General features: G+C 65.8%; 17 protein-coding genes. All 17 read right to left on the bottom strand.

Annotated elements, in window-relative coordinates; all coding sequences use genetic code 11:
• Nucleotides 1-47 precede the first annotated feature (47 nt).
• Nucleotides 48-1,547 carry a class I adenylate-forming enzyme family protein gene (locus N825_RS08960; RefSeq protein ID WP_037449890.1) on the bottom strand — a complete coding sequence of 500 codons (1,500 nt, stop codon included), beginning with the start codon at nt 1,545-1,547 and terminating at the stop codon, nt 48-50.
• The gene (locus N825_RS08955; RefSeq protein WP_037449888.1) at nt 1,544-2,326 is read right to left on the bottom strand and encodes a VOC family protein; all 783 of its coding nucleotides are present in this window, start codon (nt 2,324-2,326) and stop codon (nt 1,544-1,546) included. The genes N825_RS08960 and N825_RS08955 overlap by 4 nt, the downstream gene beginning before the upstream one ends.
• Before the next feature lie 10 nt (nt 2,327-2,336).
• Nucleotides 2,337-2,744 carry a PaaI family thioesterase gene (locus tag N825_RS08950; RefSeq protein ID WP_037449885.1) on the bottom strand — a complete coding sequence of 136 codons (408 nt, stop codon included), beginning with the start codon at nt 2,742-2,744 and terminating at the stop codon, nt 2,337-2,339.
• Between the two features lie 46 nt (nt 2,745-2,790).
• Nucleotides 2,791-3,807, bottom strand: a complete 1,017-nt coding sequence (locus N825_RS08945) for a zinc-binding dehydrogenase (RefSeq protein ID WP_037449883.1) — start codon at nt 3,805-3,807, stop codon at nt 2,791-2,793.
• 274 nt (nt 3,808-4,081) lie between these two features.
• Nucleotides 4,082-4,822, bottom strand: a complete 741-nt coding sequence (locus tag N825_RS08940) for a GntR family transcriptional regulator (RefSeq protein WP_051511777.1) — start codon at nt 4,820-4,822, stop codon at nt 4,082-4,084.
• Nucleotides 4,823-4,897: 75 nt separating this feature from the next.
• Entirely contained in the window at nt 4,898-5,494 is a 597-nt protein-coding gene (locus tag N825_RS08935; protein WP_037450293.1) for a UbiX family flavin prenyltransferase, read from the bottom strand.
• A 34-nt stretch (nt 5,495-5,528) separates the two neighbouring features.
• Complete coding sequence (locus tag N825_RS08930) at nt 5,529-6,362, bottom strand: ABC transporter ATP-binding protein (RefSeq protein WP_084164565.1); 834 nt, start codon at nt 6,360-6,362, stop codon at nt 5,529-5,531.
• The gene (locus N825_RS08925; RefSeq protein WP_198038241.1) at nt 6,353-7,180 is read right to left on the bottom strand and encodes an ABC transporter permease; all 828 of its coding nucleotides are present in this window, start codon (nt 7,178-7,180) and stop codon (nt 6,353-6,355) included. The genes N825_RS08930 and N825_RS08925 overlap by 10 nt, the downstream gene beginning before the upstream one ends.
• A gap of 10 nt (nt 7,181-7,190) precedes the next feature.
• Nucleotides 7,191-8,153 carry an ABC transporter substrate-binding protein gene (locus N825_RS36315; protein ID WP_084164563.1) on the bottom strand — a complete coding sequence of 321 codons (963 nt, stop codon included), beginning with the start codon at nt 8,151-8,153 and terminating at the stop codon, nt 7,191-7,193.
• A 122-nt stretch (nt 8,154-8,275) separates the two neighbouring features.
• Nucleotides 8,276-9,886, bottom strand: a complete 1,611-nt coding sequence (locus tag N825_RS08915) for a UbiD family decarboxylase (RefSeq protein WP_037449881.1) — start codon at nt 9,884-9,886, stop codon at nt 8,276-8,278.
• Between the two features lie 336 nt (nt 9,887-10,222).
• Complete coding sequence (locus N825_RS08910) at nt 10,223-10,495, bottom strand: hypothetical protein (RefSeq protein ID WP_037449879.1); 273 nt, start codon at nt 10,493-10,495, stop codon at nt 10,223-10,225.
• Between the two features lie 156 nt (nt 10,496-10,651).
• On the bottom strand, nt 10,652-11,257 hold the full coding sequence (locus N825_RS08905) for an ATP-dependent Clp protease proteolytic subunit (RefSeq protein WP_198038240.1): 606 nt from the start codon (nt 11,255-11,257) through the stop codon (nt 10,652-10,654).
• Between the two features lie 374 nt (nt 11,258-11,631).
• Entirely contained in the window at nt 11,632-12,648 is a 1,017-nt protein-coding gene (locus N825_RS08900; RefSeq protein WP_051511774.1) for a hypothetical protein, read from the bottom strand.
• Nucleotides 12,645-13,214 carry a (2Fe-2S)-binding protein gene (locus N825_RS08895; protein ID WP_051511771.1) on the bottom strand — a complete coding sequence of 190 codons (570 nt, stop codon included), beginning with the start codon at nt 13,212-13,214 and terminating at the stop codon, nt 12,645-12,647. The genes N825_RS08900 and N825_RS08895 overlap by 4 nt, the downstream gene beginning before the upstream one ends.
• Nucleotides 13,214-16,075 carry a xanthine dehydrogenase family protein molybdopterin-binding subunit gene (locus N825_RS08890; RefSeq protein ID WP_051511769.1) on the bottom strand — a complete coding sequence of 954 codons (2,862 nt, stop codon included), beginning with the start codon at nt 16,073-16,075 and terminating at the stop codon, nt 13,214-13,216. The genes N825_RS08895 and N825_RS08890 overlap by 1 nt, the downstream gene beginning before the upstream one ends.
• Before the next feature lie 202 nt (nt 16,076-16,277).
• Entirely contained in the window at nt 16,278-18,443 is a 2,166-nt protein-coding gene (gene uvrB, locus N825_RS08885; RefSeq protein WP_425423722.1) for an excinuclease ABC subunit UvrB, read from the bottom strand.
• Nucleotides 18,444-18,563: 120 nt separating this feature from the next.
• Nucleotides 18,564-19,304 (bottom strand): hypothetical protein, encoded by a 741-nt coding sequence (locus N825_RS08880; RefSeq protein ID WP_037449875.1) that lies wholly within the window; start codon nt 19,302-19,304, stop codon nt 18,564-18,566.
• Nucleotides 19,305-19,315 lie beyond the last annotated feature (11 nt).

Here is a 19,315-nt window from a genome sequence, read left to right as displayed (position 1 = left end):
GCCGAGTCATACCAGTGTAATGTCCCGGTGTAATGGCCAAATGCCAATCAAGTCTCGGCCAGCCGTTCCTGGACGATGCGGCGCACGGCCGCGCGATCGATCTTGTTGGTGGCAGCCAACGGCAGCCTGTCCACGATCCAGATCCTGCGTGGATGCTGGTAGGCCGGCGCGTTGGCGAGGACATACCGCTTCAATTCCTGTTCGAGGTTCGGGCGCGCCTGCTTGGGAACGACCAAGGCCATAGGCTTGGTTCCCTTGATCTCGTCATCGACCGGAACGACGCAGGCTTGCAGGACATCGCCATGGGATTCAAGGACCGCCTCGACCTCGCTTGGGAAGATGTTCTCGCCGCCCGAGACGAACATGTCGTCTACCCGGCCGACGAAGCTGTGGAATCCGTCGCCGTCTCGGTGGAACACGTCGCCCGTGTCGTAGAAGCCGTCCTCGGTGATGGGGCTCGCGCCGGCGCGGTTCAGGTAGCCCAGCATCATCCCGGGGCTGCTGATCTGCAGGACGCCCTGGTTGGGAGCCCCCGGCCCAACCAGCCGGACCCGCACCTCGGGATGCGGATAGCCGATCGCGCCGACCGGGATCGGCAGGCCCTGGGGGTGCTCCCCGAAGACGACCGGCCCGCCCTCGGTCGTGCCATAGGCGTTGATGACGCGGGCGTTCGGCAGGACACGGTGGGTTTGCGCCACGAGCTTTTCGTTGAGCGGCGCCGATCCCATGCGGATCGTCCCGACATGGGAGAGGTCGGCGTCCGCCAGCGCGTCGGTCTCCCGAAGCATCATCGCGATCATCGGCGGCACCGCCGTCAACCAGCCGCAGCGGTAACGCTGGATGGCGGCGATGTAATGCCTCGCCTGGAACTGGGGCAGCAGCACCGCCGTCGAGCCACTGGCGCAGACCAGCAGCGACAGGGCCAGTGCGTTCATGTGATAGAGCGGCGCCGCGATCAGCACGCGCTCGTCGCGGAGATTGTACTCGCCGACCCGCGTTTCGGCGACCCAGCGGTGCGCAGCGTGGGACAGCAGAACGCCCTTGGGCCGTCCCGTCGATCCCGACGTGTAGAGGATCATGGCCGCTTCGTCGGGATCAGGGCTGACCGCGTCGAAGGAGCCGAAATCCAGCAGCGCATCCAGGCCAATCCCATCCAGCGCGACGGCCGGGATGCCGCCCGCCTCGGGCGGAAGCTCCCGCGCGCGCTCGCCGTCACAGAACAACAGCTGGATTTGGCTGTCGCCCAGGATGAACGCGATGGTCGCCGGCGGGAACTTGTGGTTGATCGGCACCGGGACGATGCCGGCCCGCATCGCACCCAGGAACACCGTGAAATACGCGGGGGAGTTGGCCGCCAGGATGCCGATCCGGTCGCCCCGCCGCAGCCCGCACCGGCGCAAGCCGCGCGCGACCGCCGCCGCCATCCGGTCCAAGTCGCCCGCGGTCAGGATCGTCTCGCTGCCATCGAAACCATAGCCGATCAGCAGCGGCTTGGCCGGATCCATCGTGGGATCGATGATCATGCCCAGATTGTCGGCGGAACTCATGGACGTCTCCCGCACTCCAGGTGAAGGCGCAGCGAGGGGATCCACAGGCTGGCCCGATCGGGGGTCTCGTCCCGCCACTCCACCCCATCCAGCGCCAGAGCCCGGCTACGGAGGGCATCCAGATCGCGGAAGGTCACGCCGATCTTGGCGAAGGCGTCGCCACCGCCCGGCACGAGATCGATTTCACAGCCGTCCGTCCCCAGGCGCCAGCCGCTTCCGCTCGCGGCGGCCGTCCCGCCGCACAGGCCCTCGTAGCGGGCGACTTGGGCGGCGGGGTCGGGGCTGGTGACGGTCAGGACGCCGAAGCCGTCGAAGCCGTTCGGATGGTCCATCCACTCCTCGCGCCAAACCAAGTCCGGCGTCAGGTGCTGGCAGAAGTAGACCCGCCCCGCCGGGAACAGCCCGGCCGGCACCCGGACGGTGCGGAAGCGCGCCTCCGATCGCCGGCCATCGACGGTGACCGGACGGGAGAACGACACTGGTGCCGAGGGGGACAATCCACGGCGCGCGAGGGTGTCGAAGGTCTCGTCCGCGTCGCCGCTCCTCAGCACCAAGCCGTTGAGACCAAGTGGGCTGTCGAGGACATCGGCCCGCTGGAGGCCGGTGGGCGGGACGCCCACCAGTTCCAGATAGGCGCCGGGCGTCATCATCAGGTGATTGACGGACCCGAGCGAGTGATGCCCCCGTGGCGTCAGGGTGAAGCCAAGGCCCTCGAACAGCGCCGCCGCGTCATCCATCCCGGTCAGCGTGTTCACGACGATATGGTCGAGCGTCTCCATGTCGGGGGTGTCACTTCGCGACGGGTGTCATGTACACGCCGCGCCCGCTGGCGAGCAGCTTGCCGTCCCCGTCGAAGATCTGGGCTTCCGAGACCGAGACGGTGCGTCCCGATTTGACGACCTTCCCGACGCACTTCAAATCGCCCTGCATGGCCGCCCGGTGATAGTCGACCCGCAGGTCGACCGTCGGCACCCCCTTGCCGGTCTCCGAGACCAGGGCCCAGTCGGCGGTCAGGTCGACCAGCGTCGCCAGGATGCCGCCGTGGGTATAGCCGACGGCGGCGTTCACGACCCATTCGGGACGCCAGGTCGCCTTCAACTCGATCTCGCCCTCGCCGACCGAGATCACCTGCAGACCGAGCCACTGGTGGAACGGTCCCTTCAGCAGCATCGCCTCGACTTCGCTTTTGTCCAGCATCGTTCGGTTCCTCAGGGCTGTTGGGGAAGGGCTGTGTGGGGGGATTTCAGGGGGTGACGACGATCTTGCCCATGACGGAGCGGTCCTGGATCATCTTGAGGCCGGCCGCCGCCTCCTCCAGCGGCAGCACCTTGTCGACCGCCGGCTTCAGGTCGCCCTTCTGGATGAGATCCATTAAGGCCGACAGGTTGTCGTCGTAGAAGCTATTGGAGCCGATGATCTTCAGCTCGAAGCTCCAGATGTACCGAAGGTCCTCCTTCGGGTCGAAACCGGCGGTGGCGCCGCACACCAGCAGGCGGCCGCCCCGCTTCAGGCACTTCAGCGAAGGCACCCAGGTGTCGCCGCCGGTGAAGTTGATGACGACGTCGACACCGCCCTCATAGGTCCGGCGTTGGGGCTTGCCGAAGGTCTGGATCGCCCATTTGGAAAAATCGGTTTCCCGGTAGTTGATGACGTGGTCGGCGCCGATATCCCGCAGGCGGCTCATCTTGTCCTCGCTGCCGGCGCAGGCGATGACCTCGGCCCCGAGATGCTTGGCCAGCATGACGCAGCCGGTTCCGACACCGCCGCTGGCGCCCAGGATCAGGACGCGGTCGCCCGGTTTGATGGTTTCGTGGGTGACCAGCATGCGATGCGCCGTGCCATAGGCGACCGGCAGCGAGGCGGCGTCGACGAAGCTGACGTCGGCGGGCATCGCGATCAGCTGCCCCACCGACACTTGGCAGTATTCCGCCATGCCGCCGTCCAGCATCTCGCCCATCAAACCGACCTTCTTGTTCAGTGGGTTGACCAGCACCCGGTCGCCGATCCTCCAGCCCTCGACACCCTCGCCGAGTTCGGTGATCTCACCCGCCATGTCCAGCCCGATGACGACGGGCAGCGGCACCTTGATGCCCGGCATGCCCTGCACCGTGAAGACATCGTGATAGTTGAACGACGAGGCGCGGACGCGGATGACGACATGTCCAGCTCCGGCGGTCGGGATTGGCTTGTCGTCGACGACCCTCAGGTTGTCGATACCGCCATGTTCGTTGAGAACCAGGGCTTTCATGGTCTTGGTCATGGTCGTTCCCTCCTGGGAGTGTCGGTCGGTGATTGATCGGTTGCCTGGGGCGGCGCTTGGTTCGAGGCCAAGGCTCCGCCTTGACGCGGCGTGGAGGCCGCGACGGCGCGATTTCGGATCATGTGTCGAGGGGATGGCCCGCTGGACGGGGCGCATCCGGGAAGACGGCGAGGTTCGGGCGCTCCCGCGCCGGGTCTGGGCGCGGGGTGGCTAGGCCGGGTTTAGACTGGCCTGGCGGCCGATCCGGTGGTGGATGGAAGACCTCAGCGAGAGGTCAGGAACGCTCCTCGGAGATGAAGGGCGCCAGGTTCTGCAAGGCGAAGTTGGGTGCGTCCCGCAGGGTGCTGATGACCTTGTTGACGGTCATGTCGCGGAAAACCTCGATATGGGAGCGGGAAATCCGCTCCGCCGTGTCGGCGTCGCCGGTGACCAGCGCCTCGATGATCTGGACGTGGTCCCGCTCGATGTTGGGGCGCTCGCCCTGGACACCGAAGCCGAGGGCGACCAGCCGGGCCATCTCGTCGTGCAGATTGCCGAGCTGCCGGTAAAGGCGCTCGTTGCCCGCCGCCTGCACGATGGCCATGTGGAAGCTGCGGTTGGCCTCCAGGAAGAAGTCGATCTGGTTGCCGATGTCGGCCGATCCGCGAACGCGGCAGGCCGCCTCCAGCCTTTCCAGCCGCGCCTTGTTGACCTTGCCGGTGGCGCTCCGCGCCGCGTAGGGCTCCAGCAGGAGGCGGAGCGAGAACACCTCGTCGACATCCCGCAGGGTGATCGGGGCGATCCTGTAGCCCTGCCGGGGAATCGAGGTGACGAGGCCATCGTGGATCAGCCGCTGCAAGGCCACGCGGCAGCTCGCCTTGGCGATTTCAAAACGGTGCATGACTTCCGGTTCGCTCAGCAGCGATCCCGGCATCATGCGGCAGGAGATGATCTCCTTTCTCAGGACCTCATAGGCTCGATCGGCCTTTTTCGTACCGTCCATGACCGCGATGTTGGTTTCTTGGTCTTTCGTCATGACAGTCCCCGGAGTGATCCCTTGTTCGTGAGCATCCTACGAAATCCTCATGGGACGTTCAAGTATATTGTGCCTTCAGCTGAAGCTTTTGCCTATTTCGGGCGCCTTCGTCTCGCCGTGCCAACGCTTCGTCTCGGGCAGGGGAATGCCGAACAGGTCGAGCGCCCGCCCGACGCTCTGATCGACGATGTCCATCAGGCTCGCCGGTCGGTGATAGAAGGCTGGAACCGGCGGCATGATGATCGCGCCAGCGGCGTTCGCGCGCGCCATCAGCTCGATATGACCGCCGTGCAGCGGCGTCTCGCGCAGCATCAGCACCAGCCGCCGGCGCTCTTTGAGGCAGACATCCGCCGCCCTGACCACCAGCCCCTCGTCGTAGGAATTCGCGATGCCGCTGAGCGTCTTGATCGAACAGGGAGCGATCAGCATGCCGGCGGTCACGAACGACCCGGATGAGATCGAGGCGCCGATATCCTTGGGATTGTAAACCCGGTGGGCCAGGGCGCGGACTTGGTCGATGCCATGGTCCGTCTCGCTGACGATCGTCCGCAGACCGGACGGCGAGATGACCAGATGCGTTTCGATGTCGTCCCGCTTCCTCAGCAGTTCCAGGGCGCGGATGCCGAAGATCGCTCCGGACGCCCCGGTGATGGCGACGATCAGTCTCTTCATGTCCATTCCGTCTTCCATCCCCTCTCCCTTCTTGTCATTCCGGCAGGGCCAGATCGGACCAGATCGCCTCGGTCAAGCGGGTGAAGGCGGGATCGCCGCGCATCGAACGCATGTGGCGGGGTCGGGGCAGCATCACCTTGTAGTCCGCGATGATCCGGGCCGGACGCGCGCTGAAGACCAGTACTCGGTCGGCCAGGGCGACGGCCTCCTCGATGTCATGGGTGACGAAGATGATCGCCCGACGCTCCGCCTCCCAGACGCTCAACAGTTCCTTGCCCATGGCGATCTTCGTCTGGTAGTCGAGGGCGCCGAACGGCTCGTCCATCAGCATCAGCGAGGGCTGGTAGGCCAGCAGGCGGCCCAGCGAGACGCGCTGGCGCATGCCGCCGGAAAGCTGGCGCGGCCAGGCGTTCTCGAAACCGTCCAGGCGCAGCAGCTTGATCAGCGAGGCGACGCGTTCCTCGCGGCGGTCGCCGGGCACGCCGCCCAGTTCCGCGCCGATCCGGATGTTTCCCGCCACGGTCCGCCAGGGCAAAAGCGCGTCCTTCTGGAACATGAAGCCGACGCCCGGCGGTGGTCCGGAAACCGGCTTGCCATCGACCAGGACGCTGCCGCCCGACGGTTCCAGCAGACCGCACAGGGCGCGGAGGATGGTCGACTTGCCCGACCCGCTCGGGCCGACCACCGCGACGAATTCCCCCTCCGCGACGGTCATCGAGATACCCGAGATCACCTCCAGCGTGGACATGTCGGGCAGCGGGAACGAGATCCGCAAATCCCTAAGTTCCGCCCGGGGGGACTGCGCGGGTTGTGGCGTCGGGCTCATCGGCATCCTGTCGGCTCGGTTCACGTTGGCCATCAGCGCCATTTGATCATCCTCTTCTCGATGAAGCCGATCAGGTAGTTGGCGAGCATGGCCAGGATCATCAGGACGATCAGGCCGCTGAACACGCCGGTGGTGTCGAGCTGGCCGCCGGAGCTTTCGACATACCAGCCCAACCCGCGGTTGGAGCCGATCAGCTCGCCAACCACGGCCCCGATCAGCGCGAGGCCGACGCCGATCCGGAAGGACGCCATGATCCACGGCACGACCGCCGGCAGAAGCACGGTCCACGCGACATACATCTTGCCGGCGCGCATCGACTTCATCAGGTCGAGCTGGTCCTGGTCGATCGTCCGGATCCCCTCCATCACGTTGAGGATGAAGATGAACAGGACCATCGTGAACGACATCATGATCTTGGAAATCAGGCCGATGCCGAACCACAGGATGAAAAGCGGAGCCAAGGCGACGCGCGGCAACCCGTAGAGACCCATGATGATCGGATCGAGCAGGCGGGCCAGGCGGGGTGCCCGGGCGAGGCCGATCCCCACCGGGACGCCGACGGCAGCCGCGAGCAGCAGGCCGGCGCCAGCCTCCTGCAAGGTCGTCGAGGTGTGCATCCAGAGATGGCCGCTCAGCGCCAGCTCCCAGAGCCGTTCCGCGATCATGCTGGGACGGCTGCCCCAAAACGGATTGTACAGGTGGTGGGACGCCAGTTCCCACAGCAGCAGCAGGGCCAGGATGACGGCGATCTGCCCGAGGACCGGCGACGATCGCCACTGGGATCGGCGCCGCCTGATCGCCGGCTGATCGCCTGGGGTGGAACTGGGCGTGGCGCCGGAGGTGGTCTTGGTGAATGCCATCGTCGCCTCGTCAGGGAAGGTTCTTGACGGTGACTTCGTCGTAGGAGGCGAGTTCGACGTCCGGATCGACGGTCCTCATCATCTCGCCCAGGACCTCGTAGCTTTGGGGCGCCACGACGCCATCGACCGAGATGTAGCCGGAGGTGGCGTCGGCCACGATCTTCTGGATGATTTCGTCCTTCTTGACCTCCGGGAACATCTCCTTGATCGCGCTGGTCAGGACCGCGTGATCCTGGTCGATCCTGCGGAGCGCCGCCTTGATCGCGCGCGACACCTTGGCCGCCGTCTCCGGGTTCTTCTCCAGCCACGCGTCCGTCACGACCAAGCCATGGGATGGATAGGCCAGGGTGCGGAAATCCTCGAGGATCCGGAACTGATCGCTTTCGCCAAGCGTGATCTGGATGTCGGGGGTCGTGAACATGCCCGCCGAGATCACGCCCGCCTGGATCGCCGCCTGCTGCGCGCCGGCGCGGCCGACCGAGATCAATTCGAAATCCCGGTCGGGATCCATGCCGAGCTTGCGGATGGCGTAACGGACGGTCGTGTCGGTCAGGCTGCCGGCCGACGTGATGCCGATCTTCTGGCCCTTCAGGTCCGCGAGGCTCTTGGCCGGCGAGTCCGCCTTGGTCAGCATCGCGTAGCTGTGACGGTCGGCGAGCGAGACCAGCACCTTGCCGCCAAGGCCCTTCTCCTGCAGCCGAACCGCGTGCTCGACCGCGCAGATGCACATGTCGACGCTGCCGGACGCCAAGGCCTGGACGGCGGGTCCGCCACCCTTGAAGTCGAAGCGCTCATAGGCGAGCCCTTCGGTCTTGAGCAGGTTTTCCTGTTCGGCCACGATCACCGGCAGCGATCCCGCGGAGGTCTGGGCGGCTCCGATCTTGAGGGTGGTCACCTCGGCCGAGGCCGTGCCAACCAGGCCACCCAGCGCGATCAACGCCCCAGCGATGACTGAACGTTTCAAAATCGGCATCACGTTTCCCTTTCAAGGATTGGAAGGCCTGGGGTTGACCGCGCACGATCCCCCGTTCACCGCCCGATGGCTTCGGTGCGGCGCGCGATCTTGGACAATCGGCTTGGATAATCCGAAGACGGTCAGGCTTTGGCGGCGCTCGGGTGCTGGACCGCGTGCTTGGAGCCCCGCTCGCACATGCGGCCGCGGGCATCCTGCCAAAGCAGACCCTTGGTGTGCAGTTCGCCCAGCGCGCGGGCCACGGTCTCGAAGTTGTAGTGGGCGAACGCGTCGGCGATGGCCGTGTAGTAGCGTGGCTCCTCGCGGACCATGGCGAGGATCGCTTCCGCGACCTCGGCCACCTCGCCGCCGTTCGCCGTCGATCCCACCGTGTCCCGTTTCCCCTCGACATAGTCCTTGAGGATCGCGGTGTCGGCGTAGGCGTAGGCGATGCGCTCGAAACGCTCCTTCGGGATGCCTTCGGAGATGGTGGCGTCGATGCCCATCTTCGCGGTGGTCGGGACCACGCCGGGCGGCGTCACGGGCAGGCTGGGATCGAGCGGCTTGCCGCGCGCGCCGCTGATGATGACGACGTCCTTGTCGGCCTGGACGCGCGTCGCGATGGCCCACTCGACATCCGTCGGGTTGAACACGTCGATATCGTCGTCGACCACCACCACATGCTTCAGGTCCAGCACGGACAGCGCCGCCAGGATCGCGTTCTTGCCCTCGCCGGCCTGCTTCTTGATCGAGATGACCGCGTGCCAGAAGGCGCAGCCGCCAAGGGTCACGTTGATGTCCTTGACGGCCACGCCCGCCGTCTTCAGAGCCTGACGGATCTGCGTGTAGCGCGTCGGCGCCGCCAGCCAAGTGTTCTCCCACGGCATGTGCAGCGCGTAGTAGATGGCGTCCTTCCGCATGCGGACGGCCTTGACGCGGACGATCGGATTCCAATGCAGGCCGCCCATCAGCCGCGTGAACTCGCCGAAGCGTCCCTCCGGGTAGACCCACCCCGTCGGCAGGATCTCCGCCTCGATGACGATCTCGGCATCGGCGATGTAGGGGACGTCGATGGTGCCGCACTGGGCCAACTCGACCGGCGCTCCCCTCATCCCACCGGAGATCGCCATCTCGTCGACGCCGAGCGGCGCCCGGAACCCCGATCCCATGATCTCGAAGGGGTGCGTGCCGATCGAGATGGAGATCGGGCAGGGCTTGCCGGCCTCGAACGCGCGCCTGGCGAAAAGCCGCATGTTGTTGGGCGTGACGATATCGATGCCGGTGAGGTTCTTTTCCTTGACGATGAAGCGGTAGATGCCGGAGTTCAGCCCGAATTCCGGATCGCGGGCCAGCACCACGCCCGCGGTGATCATCGGGCCTCCGTCATAGATCGAGCTCATCGGGATCGGCAGCTTGTACAGGTCGACATCGTCGCCCTCGATGACGATCTCCTGGTTCGGCGAGGTCTCGACCATCCTGGGTGCTATCGGATTGTCGATCGCGCGCTTCAGCTTCGCCTCGATCTCCGGGTAGTTCTCGCATCCCATGGACATGATCGCGCGCTTCTGCGATCGGATGATTCCGGAGACGACCGGCACGTCGTAGCCGATCACGTTGTGGAACATAAGGGCTTTGTCGGACTGGTCCACCAGCGTCGCGATGTGACGTATGTCTATCGGCTGCTCGAAGTCGATGAGCTCTCCTTCATCTCGCAGACGCTTGAGGAACTGACGAAATGACTCGTTATCCGGCATCACGCTAGATCTTCCTTCCTATGGCCCAGTAAATCCGACCGTTCGATACTCCATATCATTTGGGGTATCCATTGGACGCACTTATGGATTATTTTGGGATCTTTGGTTCACTGGAGGAGCGCTCCGTGGGCGGGCAAAACGCGCCTGCGATGTCTTGTAAGCAGCCTACAAACAAAATCTGGAATGATCAAGCCGGTTCTGAGAAGAAAATATGCAGACCGGGCGGGTGGTCAATGCTTGTGCAAATGCGCGCGGGATGGAGGGTTAACGCCCGAGTTTTGTGCCGAGGCGCCACCGCGTTCTGATGACATCGGCGGAAAGTTGTGGCACAATCGGCTAATTCGACCGTTCGGCACCAGTAACCAGCATCGAGGTGCGGGTCATGAACATCAACATACCGCCTACGCCGCCGATCGCCGCCAAGCCGTATCCTTCGGCTCCGGCCAGCGACACGGCGAATACGGTCATGGCCGCCGCCATGCAGACGGCGGCCGTCACGCTGACCCAGACGGCGCAGGCGGCCACTCCGGTCGGCCGGGCGGAAAGCCCCCGGCGCTCCGCCAGTTCGACCGAGACCGGCCAATCCGTGGATACCAGGGCGCAGGCCATTTCCTCCCGCTCGTCGGCCAGTGGTCCGGCGCGAAGCCAGGGCCGTGGCTCCCTCGTCGATATCAGGGCGTAAGGGCGGCAGGGCCTGAGAGCGGGGCGGGCATAAAAAAACGCGGGCCGAAGCCCGCGTTTCTCATTTCCAGGAAGAGCTGGCGATCAGCCTTCGATCTGGGCGTATTCCTCGATGATGCGGCTGACGAGGCCGTATTCCTTTGCCTCCTCGGCGGACATCCAGTAGTTCCGGTCGGTGTCCTTCTCGACCCGCTCGATCGACTGGCCGGTCTCGCGCGCGATGATCTCGTTGATACGGCGGCGCATCTTGATGATCTCCTTCGCCTCGATCGCGATATCCGTCGCCCGGCCACCGGCGCCGCCAAGCGGCTGGTGGATCAGGAAGCGGGTGTTCGGCAGGCAGAGCCGATCCTCTTTCTTGGCGGCGAGGTAGATATGTGCGCCGGCGCTGGCGACCCAGCCCGTGCCGATCATCTTGACCGTCGGCTTGATGAACCGGATCATGTCGTGGATGCTGTCGCCCGACTCGACGTGACCGCCGGGCGAGTTGATGATGATCCGGATCGGATCGTCATTCTCGACCGCCAAGGCCAGAAGCTGGGCGCAGGTGCTTTCGGCGACCTTCTGGTTGATCTCGCCAAAGATCATGACCGTGCGCGACTTGAACAGGTTTTGAAGAACCGTGCTGAACGGTGCCGGGGTCGGCTTGGGCGTCTCTTCCTTCGGCTCTTCGTCCATGACCCAAAACATCAAATTCTCCTCGGACCTCACACCGCGCAAAGGCGCACGGCGAATTTCGTTCGCATGAACCTGCATAGCTGGATTCGCCAGTGGGTTCAACTGCCCGCCGACATGCCCGTTGACATGGAAGCTGGGGCTTTGACGGACACCGTGCGGTTCAGTGCGATGGCGTCGCGATGATCTCATGGGCGGATGAAAAAGCTGGCGGACTGTGATGACCAAAAGACGCCGCGCCAGAACAATCGCCATCCTTGTCGAGGATCAACGCGGACACCAGGACACGCCTTGCTGGAAGCTGGCCATGCGGCCTTCGATACATATATGGACGCCGAAGTGTCCGCGCAATGCGGCCGGAGTTCGTCCGACCGCGTCGCGCGTACGGCTCAGCCACCGCCTGGGATCGGTTCCACGACGCATTCCGGCGCTTCGGGATGCTGGCAGCAGCGTCCCAGCTTGGCGATGCTGTCGGCGTAGATCACGTTCCACTGGGCTTGGGAATGCAGGTCGCCGGGTGGCATCCAATGAGATTGCGGAAACTGCTTGCCCCAGTCGTCGATCTGCTTGACCAGGGTCGGATCGAAGCTCTGGTACATGGACAGATTGCAAGACTGCATGTTGCCGATGCGGTGGCAGGTCGTGCAGGTGTTGCCGGGCGTGGAGACGCTCTTGGGTTTCTCCCACTCCTGGAACGGCTTGCCGATGTCGTTGGCGTATTTGCCCAAGGGGTTGGAGGGCAGCGCGTGGGTCTGTGCGTAGTACGGGCTGTACATGAAAGGATCGCTGTCGTGGCACGACACGCAGTTGCCCGCCGCGGTCTGCTCCGGCGTCTTCCAGAAGGCGGCCCCCGCCACCGGATCCTCCGGCGCCGGGACGTTCCGCGCGTTGAAGCCGCCCTGGACGTCCTTGCTCTGGAACCAGCAGGTGCTGCCGGTATCGAGGCCATGGACGATCACGTTGACCTCGTCGAAGATGTCGGTGTCGTCCGGGCGGATCGTGGTTTGCCGGCAATAGGCGCTGATCTGCGCCTTGTCATCGTCGCGCAGCACCAGCGCCCGTGAATTGGGCACGCAATAGCCGTCGCCTCCGGCGGGAGCGGTCAGCAGCGACGGCCTGTCGCAAGGCATGTCCGGCACATAGGTCTCGGGCTCGACGCCATCGACCGTGATCGGGATGCGCTCGCCCTTCAGGCAGTCGAACGCCGGCAGCGGCGCTATCCTCTGGGCGCATTCGCGCGCGTAATCCCCGATGGCGTGGCTGACGTCACTGGCGACCGCGGCGCCCGTTCCGCCAAAACCCGCCGACGCGACGGCGATGAGCATCGCCAGCGGAGCCAGCGCGGACAGGATGCTTCGAACCGCCGTCGTGGTTCCCATGATCAGCCTTTCCCCCGCCGTCGTCATCGCACCAATCCCGGCTCGGCGAGCGCCACCTGACGGATCGCCTCGTAGTAGCGGACGTAGCCGGTGCAGCGGCAGATGTGCTCGCCACAGGCTTCGGCGATCGTGGCGTCCAGCTTGTCGCGGGACACCGGCGCCGCGCGCAACTGGTCGAGCAGGATATGCGCCGCCATCAGGAAGCCGGGCGCGCAGTAGCCGCACTGGAACGCGAACTTCTCCAGGAAGGTGGTCTGGAGCGGTGTCAGCGCGCCGCCCCCGGCCAGTCCCTCCACCGTCGTGATCGACTGCCCATCGAGGTTCACCGCCGGGGTTGAGCAGGCCAGCATCGGGACGAGCTGCGCGGACGGCACCCTGCGGACAGCGACGGTGCAGCCTTTGCAGACGCCGATGCCGCAGCCGAGCTTGGTGCCCGTCAGGTTCAGGTCTTCCTGGAGGAAGTCGAGCAGCGACAAGTCGGCGGGCACCACGCGCTCGTGGACCGCGCCGTTGATGGTGACTCTGACCCGTTTCGCCGAAGCGGCGGGGCCCGAAGGGGCGGTGTCGATCTTCTCGGACAGATCAGTGGTCATCACGCGAGAACCTTCCGAATATCCTCCGCCAGAACCGGCAGGCTGTCGAACCTCTTGCCGGTGGCGTGGCTGCCAGTGGCGTGGCTGATGGCGTTGACGATCGCGGGCGCGATGGGGCACAGCACCGCCTCTGCGATGCCCTTGGCCGTGTCGCCCTCGGGCGGCAACAGGGTCAGCTTGAGCCGGCCCATCGGCACGTCACCGGCCCTGGCGACGCGGTAGCGGTCCAGGTTCCAGCGGCCGGACCCGGCGCCGCCCTCCGTCAGCGGCAGCTTCTCCAGCAGGGCATAGCCGATGCCCATGGCCACGCCCCCCTGGGATTGGCCGGCCAGAAGGTCGGGCTGGATCACCCGGCCGGCGTCCAGGATGGTGTGGATCTCGACCACCTGGACGGCGCCGGTCGCGCGGTCGATCTCGACCGCCGCCAGGGCTCCCGACGGGGCGTAGAGGCTGCGGCCCCACAGCGCGTTCGAGGCGGGTGGCGCCTTCACCTCCCGCCGGTCATGAACCCGCCAAGCCGTGGCGGCGGCCAGCCGGGTGGAGAAGCCGTCGATCGGCCGTTCCGCCGTGACGCCGTCGACCGTGTATTTGGCGGCGACCCATTGACCCTGGTAGAAGGCGTGGACCATCGCGCCGGAAACCAGACCGTTGGCGAAGATCTCGGCGGCGATTTGCGCCAGGGGCAGGGGAGGCGATCCGGGCGCCCGCAGCGCGCCGTCCTTCCAGACCGTCGCCTTCTTCTCGGGCGCCTTGCCGCCGCCAGCCGTCCAGATCCGGCACGCCGCCGGGTACAGCCCGGTGTCGAACAGGGCGGCGGCCGCCTGTTCGCAGGCGTGGACCTGATGAAAGGCGGTCAGGCAGGCGCTGGACGACATCGACATGCTGGAGGTCCAGCGCGGATCGCTCCACGAACCGCCGCTGGCGCTGTTCATGTCGAGCGCGTCGAAGCTGACGACATCGCCGGTGATCACCTCGCGGGCGTTGGCGCCCAGGCTCTTCGCGGTCGAGATCGCCAGCGACGTGGCCGAGCCGTTACCCATGTCGACGCAGTTGGTGCGGACGCCGATCATGCCGGTGGCGTCGATGAAGACCTCGGCCATGACGCCGTCGCCGCCCGTTCCATAGGCTTGGTTGGCCAGCGCGAAACCGACGCCGTATAGCGGCCCGTGCTTGTGCTTGGCCTTCTCCTTGCGGACGGCGTCGCGGTCGCGCCACAGCGCCTGCTTGGCCGCGATGTCGCAGATCTCCGCCAGCGGCATCTTCTGGTTCAGCGGCGCTCCGGTGACGGTGTGGTCGCCCTTGGCCAGCGCGTTGATCCGGCGCAGCTTGATCGGATCGATCTTGAGGGCGGCCGCCGCCTCGTCGATCAGGCACTCGATCGCGAAGAACGCCTGGGGGCCGCCGAAACCGCGCATCGATCCGGCCACTACGCCCGTGGTCGGCACCGCCAAGCCATCGACCCAGACCTTGGTGATGTCGTAGCCGCCAGCCGCGCAATAGGCGGCGAGCTGTGCCACCCACTGGCTGTAGTTGTTGTTGCCGCCGGCCAGCAGGTCGAGCCGGTATTCCAGCGCGGTGAAGCGTCCCTCGGGGTCGACCGCGAGCCTTGGGTGCAGCCGGGCGCCCAGCTGCTTCAGGCCGGACTGGAACTGCTGGTAGCGGTCCTGCGCGATCCTGACCGGCCCATCGCTATAGGCCGCCGCGATCGACAGCAGCAGCGGCATGATCGACACGTCGCGGCCGCCAAAGCCGCCGCCTGGATAGCAGGAGTTGAGCACGACGGTGGCGACCTTGAAGGGGCACCCCTCGGCTGCGAACAACGCCAGCGTCGTCGAAAAATCACCGTTGGTCGACTGGGTGCCGAGCACGAGGTTCATCGTGCCTCCCGCCGTCCCACCCTCTGGAGCGGAGCGGTCGAACCACGCCAGCCCGGCTTCCGGCTCCAGGAACATCGGATCGATCACCTGGGTGTGGAAGGTGCCCTCGAAGACCTTGACGCCAGGCTTCTCGAACTCCGCCGAGATCCGGCGGCGCCAATGGCGCGCCTCCCGGTTTACCTTTTCGGTGTCGGAGTTCGCCGATTCCGTCGTGAACTGGTAGGGATTGCTATAGCCGTCCTTGACCTGGGAGAACCGCTCGACGCCCTTGTCGGCGTAGCGGGTCAGGTACGTCGCCGGCTGATAGGGAGCCGGCTGGTGGAGGATGGGGTCCGGCCTCGACACGGGCGTCCGCCCACCGTCCTGGGGCGGCGCGGCACCGGCGTGAGGGGCACCGGGGTAGTAGAGGATGACGTCATCCTCGCGGAACTGGAGGATGCGGCTGGCCTGCCGCCATGTCTCGAAGTCCTTGAAGATCAGGATCGCCGCCGGCTGTCCGTAATAGACCGGAGGCTGCCCGGGGTCCGCCAGCAGGACCTTGGTGCCGTCCGGCGCGGTCGTGGAGCTTGGCAGGGTGATCGCGTCACTGGCGAGATCATCCGATGTCACGATCTTCTGGGGCATCAGCTCGACCGGCAGGATCGACAGGTCGATTCCCTTGAACCGCCGATCGACCCGCGTGGTCCGCAGGACCAGCGCCATGCGCTCGGTGGCGGGCCAACCCTCCATGTCGCGGGCGCGGAAGTCGCGGGCGTAGATCTTGTCGCCGCGAACCTTGGGGATACCGTCGATCCGATAGCGCGCCTTGCCGTCGCCGGCCGCCCATTCCGGTGGGACCGAAGGCTCCGCCTTGGGGATCGAGGGCGCCGTCGACGCGGCTTCGGTCGAGGCCGCCGGGCCGATCCGATTGACGATCAGGGTGACGCCAGCGGCGCCGACCGTGCGAATGAAATCCCGGCGTGTCGGTGTGAAGCGAATGCTCAAGGCGCCATCCCGTGATCCGGAAGGTCAGCGTCCGCCGTCGGAAACCGCAGCGGACAGCATTAACCAGGTTGGGTACTCCCTAAGAGGTAGAGAAACACAAACGCCGTGTCAAACGGATTGGCGCCCAGCAGCTATTTCGAAATCGAAACACAACCGGGGTGAGATACGTCAGTCAAGGAAGTTTCGACCGCCGGTGGATCGATCACAGTCCCTTGCGTCGGCGCGGCCTTGGTTTGCCGCGTCCGTCGGCGGCGCCGCGCGCGGGTGCGGTCCGACCGCGGCCATCCGGCACGGCGCGGTTGGTGCCCAGGCCGATCGCCGGCGCGTCTGCGCCTTCCAGGCCCAGGTCCATCGCCTCCAGCCGACGCAGTTCGTCGCGCAGCCTAGCGGCCTCCTCGAACTCCAGGTCGGCGGCGGCGGTCTTCATGCGGCGCTCGATATCGGCCATGTAGGATTTGAGGTTGTGGCCGATCATGTTGTTCATGTCGCCGTCACCGGTCTTGACCGTGACGCGGTCGCCGCGCTCGTAGACGCTCTCCATGATGTCGGAGATCTGCTTGCGGACCGTCTCCGGCGTGATGCCGTTGGCCTCGTTGTAGATCTTCTGCTTCTCGCGGCGGCGGTTGGTCTCGTCGATCGCCGCGTTGATGCTGTTGGTCATCTTGTCGGCGTAGAGGATTGCCCGGCCGTCGACGTTGCGCGCCGCCCGGCCGATCGTCTGGATCAGCGAGGTGCGGGAGCGCAGATAGCCCTCCTTGTCGGCGTCCAGGATCGCGACCAGTCCGCATTCCGGGATGTCCAGACCCTCGCGCAGCAGGTTGATGCCGATCAGCACGTCATAGGCGCCCAGCCGCAGATCGCGGATGATCTCGATCCGCTCCAGCGTTTCGACATCGGAATGGATATATCGGACCTTGATGCCGGCCTCGTGCATGTACTCGGTCAGCGCCTCGGCCATCTTCTTGGTCAGGGTCGTCACCAGCACGCGCTGGCCCTTGGCCGCGCAGTCCTTGCACTCGGCGATCAGATCGTCGACCTGGGTCTCCACCGGGCGGATGATCACCGGCGGGTCGGTCAGGCCGGTCGGGCGGACGACCTGCTCGACGAAGACGCCTCCCGTGCGCTCCATCTCCCAGGGGCCGGGCGTCGCCGAGACGAAGACGCTCTGCGGCCGCATCGCGTCCCATTCCTCGAACTTCAGCGGCCGGTTGTCCTTGCACGACGGCAGGCGGAAGCCGAAGTCGGACAGCGTCGACTTCCGCATGAAGTCGCCTCGGTACATGCCGCCGACCTGAGGGACCATGACGTGGCTCTCGTCCACGATCAGGATCGAGTTGTCGGGCAGGTACTCGAACAGGGTCGGCGGCGGCTCGCCCGGCTGCCGGCCGGACAGATAGCGGGAATAGTTCTCGATGCCGGCGCAGCTGCCGGTCGCCAGCATCATCTCGATATCGAACTGGGTCCGCTGCTCCAGCCGCTGGGCCTCCAGCAGCTTGCCCTCGGCCTCGAACTCGGCCAGCCGGATCTTGAGGTCCCGCTGGATCTCCTTGACCGCCTGATGCAGCGTCGGCTTGGGCGTCACATAGTGGCTGTTGGGATAGATCTTGACCGCCTGCAACGCCATCAGCTTCTCGCCGGTCAGGGGATCGATCTCGAAGATCCCCTCCAGCTCGTCGCCGAACAGCGAGAACCGCCACGCGCGGTCCTCCATGTGGGCGGGGAACAGCTCGACGGTATCACCCCGCACCCGGAACGTTCCACGTCCGAAACCAACGTCGTTGCGCTTGTATTGCAGGTCGATCAGCCGCGACAGCAGCTCGGTCCGGTTGACCATCTGGCCGGTCTGGAGCCCCAGCGTCATCTCGGAATAGGTCTCGACCGAGCCGATACCATAGATGCACGACACCGACGCCACGATGATCACGTCGTCGCGCTCCAGCAGCGCGCGGGTGGCCGAGTGCCGCATCCGCTCGATCTGCTCGTTGATCGAGCTTTCCTTCTCGATATAGGTGTCGGTGCGCGGGACGTAGGCTTCCGGCGTGTAGTAGTCGTAGTACGAGACGAAATACTCCACCGCGTTGTTCGGGAAGAAGCTCTTCATCTCGCCATAGAGCTGGGCGGCCAGGGTCTTGTTCGGCGCCAGCACCAGGGCCGGGCGCTGGATCTCCTGGATCACGTGCGCCATGGTGAAGGTCTTGCCCGATCCGGTGACGCCCAGCAGCACCTGCTCGCGCTCACCCTGCCGGATGGCGCCGACCAGCTCCTCGATCGCGCGCGGCTGGTCGCCGGCGGGAATGTAATCGGACACGATCTCGAGCCGCTTGCCCCCTTCCAGCTTCGGCAGGTCGGCGGCTTTCGGTATCAGCATGGGCATGGTCATGGCAGGTAAGATATTCAACGTTGGCGCCCGTCGCCAGTCCCCCCATGGCGAATCCGTTCACGAAATGATCCAGCCCAACCGGAGACGACCGAAACCGGAAGCGCCGGATCACCGGCCGCGCGCGGCGGCGATCCTCGGGGAGGGGCGGGGTGCCGCCGCGGCGTGCGCCTTGCCGTGCTTGTTCTTCGCTCCGCCCTTGGCGGAAGACCCATCGCCAGCGGAGGCTCCACCCAGCAGCCCCCGGGCGCGGGCCTGCTCCAAGCGGGCGTGGGCGGAAGCCACCATCGCGGTGATGGCCGGCCAGGCCTGCTCGGTCGCGGAACTGACCGTCCCATCCATCCTCATGACATCGTCCAGCCAACGTTCGAAGTCGCAGGCGCGGACGGCGCCCTTGGGCGTGCCCTCGGGAAACGTGATGGTGTCCGGAAACACGATCAGGCCCCGGACCCGCAGCAAGGGGAAGCGCCGCTTGAAGGCGAGGTTGAGCGGCTGGAGTTCCAGCAGGGGATTGACGAAGGTGGTCGACGATCCGCGCCGGGTGATCTTCCATTTCGGGATCGACTCCATCCCGGTTACCTCCCCGACGGCGGAGGCCGCGACGGTGCCGATCAGGACGACGCTGGCCGGCAGGCGCATGATGTGCTCGATGCACACGATGCGGCCCTGCTTGTCGACGATGCGGACATCGTGCAGGCAGGGATGGTTGCAGTTGTCCAGCGTCGAGCGCAACGTGATCCGCTCGCCCTTGATCTTGGGCGGCGGTGGTGCCCGGAAAGCGTATAGGATCGCCACGCCCATCACGATGAACGCGCCGTAGACCAGGAGCTGGGAGAGGCCCGTCGCGTGCAACGCCGTATCAC

Source organism: Skermanella stibiiresistens SB22, from assembly GCF_000576635.1.
Classification (GTDB): domain Bacteria; phylum Pseudomonadota; class Alphaproteobacteria; order Azospirillales; family Azospirillaceae; genus Skermanella; species Skermanella stibiiresistens.
Note: the sequence above shows the minus strand (reverse complement) of the source record. Positions and strands in the feature narration are given on the sequence as shown.

What these genes read in the sequence shown, in the direction of transcription:
- N825_RS08960 (WP_037449890.1), bottom strand. Translation starts at nt 1,547, where the DNA reads ATGAGTTCCGCCGACAATCTGGGCATGATCATCGATCCCACGATGGAT.
- N825_RS08955 (WP_037449888.1), bottom strand. Translation starts at nt 2,326, where the DNA reads ATGGAGACGCTCGACCATATCGTCGTGAACACGCTGACCGGGATGGAT.
- N825_RS08950 (WP_037449885.1), bottom strand. Translation starts at nt 2,744, where the DNA reads ATGCTGGACAAAAGCGAAGTCGAGGCGATGCTGCTGAAGGGACCGTTC.
- N825_RS08945 (WP_037449883.1), bottom strand. Translation starts at nt 3,807, where the DNA reads ATGACCAAGACCATGAAAGCCCTGGTTCTCAACGAACATGGCGGTATC.
- N825_RS08940 (WP_051511777.1), bottom strand. Translation starts at nt 4,822, where the DNA reads ATGACGAAAGACCAAGAAACCAACATCGCGGTCATGGACGGTACGAAA.
- N825_RS08935 (WP_037450293.1), bottom strand. Translation starts at nt 5,494, where the DNA reads ATGAAGAGACTGATCGTCGCCATCACCGGGGCGTCCGGAGCGATCTTC.
- N825_RS08930 (WP_084164565.1), bottom strand. Translation starts at nt 6,362, where the DNA reads ATGGCGCTGATGGCCAACGTGAACCGAGCCGACAGGATGCCGATGAGC.
- N825_RS08925 (WP_198038241.1), bottom strand. Translation starts at nt 7,180, where the DNA reads ATGGCATTCACCAAGACCACCTCCGGCGCCACGCCCAGTTCCACCCCA.
- N825_RS36315 (WP_084164563.1), bottom strand. Translation starts at nt 8,153, where the DNA reads ATGCCGATTTTGAAACGTTCAGTCATCGCTGGGGCGTTGATCGCGCTG.
- N825_RS08915 (WP_037449881.1), bottom strand. Translation starts at nt 9,886, where the DNA reads ATGCCGGATAACGAGTCATTTCGTCAGTTCCTCAAGCGTCTGCGAGAT.
- N825_RS08910 (WP_037449879.1), bottom strand. Translation starts at nt 10,495, where the DNA reads ATGGCCTGCGCCCTGGTATCCACGGATTGGCCGGTCTCGGTCGAACTG.
- N825_RS08905 (WP_198038240.1), bottom strand. Translation starts at nt 11,257, where the DNA reads ATGTTTTGGGTCATGGACGAAGAGCCGAAGGAAGAGACGCCCAAGCCG.
- N825_RS08900 (WP_051511774.1), bottom strand. Translation starts at nt 12,648, where the DNA reads ATGACGACGGCGGGGGAAAGGCTGATCATGGGAACCACGACGGCGGTT.
- N825_RS08895 (WP_051511771.1), bottom strand. Translation starts at nt 13,214, where the DNA reads ATGACCACTGATCTGTCCGAGAAGATCGACACCGCCCCTTCGGGCCCC.
- uvrB (WP_425423722.1), bottom strand. Translation starts at nt 18,443, where the DNA reads ATGCTGATACCGAAAGCCGCCGACCTGCCGAAGCTGGAAGGGGGCAAG.